Annotated in this window: 4 protein-coding genes and 1 pseudogene; all 5 read right to left on the bottom strand. The window is 64.1% G+C overall.

The features are described 5' to 3' along the window. Positions 1-428, bottom strand: a pseudogene (locus Q0L30_RS13705) (hypothetical protein); the annotation flags it as partial. Between the two features lie 99 nt (positions 429-527). After that, a complete protein-coding gene (gene tssJ, locus Q0L30_RS13700; protein WP_296657085.1) occupies positions 528-1,061 on the bottom strand; it encodes a type VI secretion system lipoprotein TssJ in 534 nt (177 codons plus the stop codon). Between the two features lie 13 nt (positions 1,062-1,074). After that, a complete protein-coding gene (gene tssG / locus Q0L30_RS13695) occupies positions 1,075-2,181 on the bottom strand; it encodes a type VI secretion system baseplate subunit TssG (protein WP_296657082.1) in 1,107 nt (368 codons plus the stop codon). Then, complete coding sequence (gene tssF, locus Q0L30_RS13690; protein ID WP_296657081.1) at positions 2,178-3,998, bottom strand: type VI secretion system baseplate subunit TssF; 1,821 nt, start codon at positions 3,996-3,998, stop codon at positions 2,178-2,180. Before tssF ends, tssG begins: the two co-directional genes overlap by 4 nt. A 75-nt stretch (positions 3,999-4,073) precedes the next feature. Then, positions 4,074-5,699, bottom strand: coding sequence for a type VI secretion system protein TssA (gene tssA, locus Q0L30_RS13685; protein WP_296657078.1), 1,626 nt, complete (start codon positions 5,697-5,699; stop codon positions 4,074-4,076). Between the last annotated feature and the right edge of the window lie 122 nt (positions 5,700-5,821).

The following is a 5,821-nucleotide window of genomic DNA, read 5'->3' as shown; positions in this document are numbered from 1 at the left end:
AGCTTCGCCAGGAACGGGTGGTAGCTCGACCTCATCAGGGCACCCCACCCGCGCACGACCAGCACGTTCTTCGGCAGACCGCTCTCGCCTGCATCGATTGGCCCGCTCGGGTCAATCTCCACGGAGTCGGTCACCATGTCCCCCGCACGTTCGTCCGTACTCTTGAACAGATAACTGAACAACTGCGCGATCAGGTCCGCCGAGCCGCGCAAATCGGCATTGGGCGGCTGCCAGACGCTGCCCTTGCCGTCCTTTTTGCGCAGGTTCGTCCCCATGATCCCCGGCAGAAAGAGAATCGGGATGATGTATGGCTTGGCCAGCACGATCTTCTCGCGCGTGTCTTCCGTGGGGGTCAGCGTCGCGGTGGCGTACTGGTCGCCGTATTCGTCAGTCACGCTGTGATAAAGAACGAAATCGGGTTCTGTCATGATGTCGTTTCGAAAAAAGGAGGCGGTGAATTCAGCACGGATCGTGATTCGCGGCAATTTGAAGGCGGGCACGGCACACGGATAACCCAGCTAATCCCGTCACGATCGGCCCGGCTTTTCCGGCGATTCGCCAGCGGCGCGCAAAAGCTGATCGACCAGTTCGAGCTTCAATGGCTTGTCCGCGTAGAGCCTCTTTTTCTCCACGACGTATTTCCAGCCGTTATCGCTATCCGGGCTCCGGTAGAACGCGACGACGGCAACGTACTTCGTATCGGCGTTCATCGGCTGAGACAGGCTTGCCGAGGCGCCCGGGCGCAGCGCGGCAGCCATGCTGTCCTGCAGGTCCTGCGCGAGCACCGTGCGGTCGTGTTTCAGGAGATCGTCGTAGGTCGCGCCGTCGAAGCGCTTGCGGTCTTTCAACTGATACACACGCACGGCGACTGACGTTGCGCGGCCCGTATCGTCAGGATTCAGCGCGTCGCGCGCGGACAGATCGATATCGAGTTCCTTGACCTGCTTGTACACCACGGCATGAAATGTGTTCGCCGTCGTGTCGGAAACGGCCTGCCACGCGCCGCAGGCCGAGAGCAGCAATGTGGATGTGACGGTGGTCATGGTCAGGCGGATAAACATCGCGGCTCCCCGGTCAGGTTAGTTGTGGACGCAAGTATGGATTGGGTGCCGGTGCGGGAAACGCCTCGGCGACACCGAGTGGAATATCGATCGTGCGCGCCTCGCGGGCAGGCAGCACGGTGGTCCAGCCAAGACGCGGTGCCGGTCCTGCGGATACCGTGCCGATGACCGGTAGCGGCGCAATCGTTGAAGACACTCGCATGCGCAAGTGGACGTCTGCCTTGACGCCCACATAAAGCCGCACGAATGCCATCAGCTCACGATGCAGCCACGTACCGGGCAGCAGATCGTGAGCCTGCTGCGCATGACCGGGGTGCAACGTGACGCGCACCGCACGGCTGCGATAGACCAGCCGCCGCCCCAGCACATAGCCACGGCCAAGGCCGCGTGGTGCGCCGTCCCTCGACTCCCCCGCCGGTGGTTGCGAAGTCAATGGCCGTGGCTGCCCGGTGCGGGTGACGGCAGGAAAAAATTCGTCGACGCGCACCTCCACGCCCGGCACGGCCAGCGCAATGACACCGGCCAGCCCCTCAGGCGTGCGCGTCTTCTGGGTCAAAAGCCCGAGGAGTGCCAGCATGCGAGAATCCGGCAGACCGGCGCGCTGCGGCTTCTCGCCCCAGCCGAAGCCGACAAGGCTAAGCAGGTTACGCGAATGGGCATCGTTTCCGCCTGCGCGGAAACTCTCGGGGTAGCGGTACTTTTTCCATGCGCGGTACAGCAATGTGACAAAGCGATGATTGAACCGGTCGAGAAACGATTCCACCGCCTCATGTCCCTCTTCGCGCAAAACGATATCGTCGATCATGTGCGGCGGCATCGCCGCATCGACCCCGTACAGGCCCATGAAAGCCGTACGCACGGTGGGCGGCGCCTGCACCGCCGTTTCGTCCCACATATCGGCGAACTCGACTGCGGCGACTTCGCCTGCCGGAAAGCCGACTCGCGGCCAGGACGCGAAACGCACGGGTTCGTGCCCGGGCGTGTCGCGCGTGCCGAATCCCGGTCGATCGGGCGCACGCACTTCGAGCAGACGGCACAACTGCATGAAACTCATCCGGGGCGCACGTGCCAGCAACGACGCGACCAGCGGCTCCAGGTCAGGAAGATCGCGTGGTTTCATAGCGGAGCGCGTTGTGCCTTGCTGCGCGGCCAGAGCGTGCGCGTCTGCGACGGCAGGCTCACGATCGACAGTCGGGTGAACAGGTTGATTTCGGCGTACAGCGCGAAAAACCGGTGCAGCAGCTCGCCAAACAGCATCACATCGCCCTCGCCCGCGAACGCATGGGAATCGAGCGTCACCTCGATCAGCACGCCGCGCTCGACCGCACCGCCCGTCACCTCTTCGAGCAGTTCCTGCGAAACCCTCAGGATGCCGGTGAGGCGGCGGCGGTTCAGCTCGTCGTCGGTCCAGTCGTAGAGCGCGAGCGCGCCGCGCAGCACTTCCGCGTCCATCATCGAGAGGAAGTTCGGTGCGAGATGCGACAGCACACGCCACTGGAACCGGTCGCCCGTGGGCGGATAAAGGGGCAGCGTGGGTGCAACGAGGTTGCGCACGCCATCGACGTTCGCCGTGCTCACCGCCAACTCGCAAAGACTCGCCTCGCGCAGCCCCTTGCGCGGCAGCATGCCGTTGGTGCCGGTCACGCGCAACGAAAGGCTTTCCTCCGGCAGTGTCTCCATCGTTTCCCACGCGTGCCCGCCGAGGATCACCCAGGTCTCGTGCAGTCCGGACACGCCGGAGCGCACGCGCGCGTGGAAATACCGCTCGGGCGCCTCATGCCGCAGCATGCCTCCGCGATGCCGGAACGTCGCGAACGGCACGTACTCATAGCGCTCTGCTGTCGCATGATCGAACGCCCCGATCGCGTCGACCGAATACGTTTCGACGTGCTCGCCCTGATGCCCGGCCGGCACAACGCGATACTCGGTTTCGTGATGGTCGATTTCGACCGGTTCCGCATCGAGCTCGAACAGATTGATCACCGGCGTGCAGAACAGCCGCAGATTGTCGCGGCTGAAGCGCCGATCCGGCGGGTACGCGCCCTTCAGGACGAGTTCGAGTTCAAACTGGTTGACGCCCGCAGGCAGCATGTCGACCGCTAGACCGCATAGATCGACGAAGAGAAATTTTTCGCGAAACGAAAAATATTCGAGCAGAAGCTGGTAGCCGGAAAACGCGGTATCCGCCTTGGGCCACAACCGTTCCTCTGCCGAGAAACCCGCGGGCTCAATCGTGATGCCGGGCAACGGCACCGCCTCACCCGCGGCGTGTCCGTTGTAGGCCTGCCCGACGCGCCACAGGATCGTATCGACCTGGCGCGTCAGCGCGAGGTGCATGGAAAACGCCACCGGCAGATCCGCATTCAGGTGCAGGCGCAGGCGCGAAAGATCGGTTTCGTTGCGCCGCGCAGAATCGTGGAGTGAGAACCCCAGCCGGATGATCGAACGGCCATCGTGCCGTACACCTGCATCGGCATGTGTGATGCTGAGCGGTTGCAGCGTCACGGCCTGGGTGGTTCGGTAAAGGCACTGCACGGTGCGTGGCGTCGTACCCTCGCCACCCGCCGCGGGCGGCACACCGATCGGCGTGGAACGCACCGGCACGCCAGCGGGTACCGTTTCGGTTCGCTGGAGTTTCTCGTGCAGCGGCACCAGCTCGGCGATCGAGAGCGACGGAATCATCCGGAGATAATGCGGCCACAAAAGGCTCACTAGCCCTTCGGTCAGCTCCGGCAATTCGTCGTCGAGTTTCTGCTGAAGACGTCCTGCCAGAAAGGCGAAGCCCTCGTGAAGACGCTCGACATATGGATCGCGCTCACCCACGCGATCGAGGTTGAGCATGCGCGCCCGGTCGGGATGCGCCTTCGCGAACTCCTTGCCGGACTCGCGCAAGTAGCGCATCTCGGCTTCGTAGTAGCGCAGGATCGGATCGTCCATCTAGAATTTCCTGTGGTTTATTCTGCAGTCCATATCGACATGGATACTTTTATCCGGTAATCCTCGCCCTCCGCTTCAGTGCGCCAGCAACAGCGCGCGCGCGGGATCGAGTACGGTCATCTCGCCCTGAAGTTCGCCGATACGGCGCGCGAGCGCCGGTTTGTCGGCGTCCTTGCGATTGCTCACGGTCTTCAGTGCCCGGAACAGTTGATGCTTGACCTCAAAGGCGAGCGCCGGATCCCAGCGCGCGAGCGGCAGCGACATCGCAGAAGCATCCAGTTCGGCAAGCAGGGCGAGCGCTGTCTCCGCGCGTCCCGCATGATCGGCAAGACGCGCCATAACGAGCCGCTGCAAATAGCGGTGGCGATCGCTTTTCAAACCAGGCAGCGCTTCGAGCCATGCGAACGCTGCCTCGATACCATCGCGCGCGGCCAGATCGCGCGCCTGCGCTTCGATCTCGGGCCAGTCGCCCGTGCCGCCCTCCTCGCTCTGGGCCGAGACCGGCAAAGGCACCACACTCTCCCCGGCCTCCAGGTTGCGCACGACAGCGTGCCGGGCAATCCATTCGAGTGTCGTATCGTCGGCGAACGGCGTGCCGTCGCTAAACGACAGCCGCTCGATCCCGGGAAGCCTGTCGAGGAAAAGTGCAAAGTCCGCGCGCAGCAGTTCGCGCCACGCGCTGTAAGGTGCGCCCACCTGATCGAGCGCGGCGTGCTGGAAGTACTGCAGATCGAACCAGAGGTGATTGACGCCCTCCATGAACGCACCTTCTACGCGTTCGAGCAGTTCGTGCCACTGCTTCTGCAGCACGAGCCGTTTCAGCTGCTGCCGCAGTTCGGCGCGCGGCTCCGCGAGCCGCGTATGCGAAGCGGCATTCGACGACGGCACTTCATGCACCGCGTCCCAGCGCACGCAGCGCACGAGCCGCACCGCAGCCAGATATCCGCCCTCCCCGCCACGCAGCCACGTTGCCATCGTGCGAACCTGAGCGAGCAGCTCCTGCGCCGAAGTAATCGAATTAACCGGACTGGAAGCGTGACTTGCCGCAGCGGGCGGCAGCGGCGCAACCTCGGCGGCGGCGTCGCTGCGCTCCGTAGCATCCTTGCGCTCGAACCGCGACACGAGCGGCAGCAGATTCGGCCGCGCGGCATCGGGCCAGGCGCCCGTGAGCGTCAATAGCACATCGAGCGCCGCGAGCGCGCGTTCGAGATCCTCCGGCGCGAACGGACCTCGGCTGTCGAGCAGGTCGAGCACGCGCGTCGTCGCCAGCATGTCGAGCGCGCCCTTCTTTGCTTCGGCGCGTACGGGCAACACCGCCTCGCCAAACCGGTCAACCAGCGCAGCGGCCAGTTCAAGCCCATCGGCAAAACCCGCCGGTCCATCCAGACGCAGCCGCGCAAACGCGTAATGGCCCGCGAGACGCAGATCCTTGCCGGTTTCCTTCAAAAGCTGCTCGCAGGAACGAACGATCAGACGCTCATCGATACCCGAGAGCTTGCCAGCCTCGTCCCTGAGTGCGAAAAATGCGTCTTCGTAGCCAGGATCGCGGCCAACGCCCCGCGAAACATCGTCCTCGCCAATGCTGGTTTCGCCCGCGAGCGGCTGCAGCCACGGTGCCCACGCATCGAGGCGCGCACGCGCGAGTTCGCCCGCATTTTCGCGCGCCGGAAAGAGGCTTCTAAACAGTTCTCCGAGATTCATTCCACCTCCGGCACCGCACCGTGCGGCAACTCGATAGCCGCGCGCTTCGCGGCAGCGAGCGCTGCGGGCGGCAATGGCGGAGGACTGCTGCCCGCAACCTTCGGACCCGCATTCGCGCTGCC

The organism is Paraburkholderia sp. (genome assembly GCF_024281035.1).
GTDB lineage: Bacteria > Pseudomonadota > Gammaproteobacteria > Burkholderiales > Burkholderiaceae > Paraburkholderia.
Note: the sequence above shows the minus strand (reverse complement) of the source record. Positions and strands in the feature narration are given on the sequence as shown.

Coding starts and splice junctions, on each gene's coding strand:
- tssJ (WP_296657085.1), bottom strand. CDS start 1,061: ATGTTTATCCGCCTGACCATGACCACCGTCACATCCACATTGCTGCTC.
- tssG (WP_296657082.1), bottom strand. CDS start 2,181: ATGAAACCACGCGATCTTCCTGACCTGGAGCCGCTGGTCGCGTCGTTG.
- tssF (WP_296657081.1), bottom strand. CDS start 3,998: ATGGACGATCCGATCCTGCGCTACTACGAAGCCGAGATGCGCTACTTG.
- tssA (WP_296657078.1), bottom strand. CDS start 5,699: ATGAATCTCGGAGAACTGTTTAGAAGCCTCTTTCCGGCGCGCGAAAAT.